Origin of the sequence: Thiolapillus sp. (assembly GCF_048562965.1) — a bacterium.
GTDB lineage: Bacteria > Pseudomonadota > Gammaproteobacteria > Chromatiales > Chromatiaceae > Thiolapillus > Thiolapillus brandeum_A.
In genome coordinates this window covers 1-779 of the sequence record NZ_JBHNMF010001215.1, presented here as the reverse complement: position 1 = coordinate 779, position 779 = coordinate 1, and the positions used below count along the sequence as shown (strand labels likewise).

The window sequence follows — 779 nt, the reverse complement described above, 5'->3', positions numbered from 1 at the left end:
GGAGAAGTACGAAAAGCTCCAAGAGCAATTCGTAAGCCTTGGTGATGGATGGGATCCAGTTTCTTTAGAATGTTGTTTGAAGCTGCCCCATACACAATACAACCATAGTCCAGTTTAGATCTTACGAGGGCTCGATAGAGACAGAGTAAAGTTTTCTGATCGGCCCCCCAGTCGGTGTGGCCTACTACTTTTAAAATATCCAGAGCTTTGAGGCAATTTGTTTTCAGATAATTGACATGACTGCTGTAGGATAAGGTTCGATCAAATACTACACCGAGAAATTTAGCTTCTGATACTACCTTGATAGGAGTTTTGTCCAACAAGATAGACGGTTCTGCAAAGTGGTTACGCTGATTACAGAAATGCATGCAGACTGTTTTGCTGGTGGAAAATTTGAAACCATTGTTAGAGATCCAATCCTGCACGCTGTTTACACACAGTTGCATAAGTCTCTGTGCATGTGGGAGGAACTTTGCACGAATACAAAGGGCAAAATCATCCACGAACAATGACGCCTCTGAACCTTTCAAGACTGACTTGACAATATTGTTAATTTTCAGACTGAAAAGAACCGGAGACAAGATGCTACCTTGAGGAACACCCATCTCCTGCTCATACGTATCAGACAGAGTGGACCCAGCTCTCACCTGGAACAGTCGATGGGACAGAAACCCATCAATGAATGTAGGCAAATGGCCTCGAAAATCAAGGTCGTAAAGATCGGACAGTATACCGTGTTTCCACGTGGTGTCGTAAGCTTTTTCCAGATCGAAGAAAAT

At 43.3% G+C, this 779-nt stretch carries 1 protein-coding gene; it reads right to left on the bottom strand.

The genetic code is table 11. The annotated features are described in order from the left end of the window. Positions 1-728, bottom strand: a 728-nt coding sequence (locus tag ACOCD2_RS23395) for a reverse transcriptase domain-containing protein (protein WP_293726251.1), incomplete at its 3' end; no start/stop codon positions are given. Positions 729-779 lie beyond the last annotated feature (51 nt).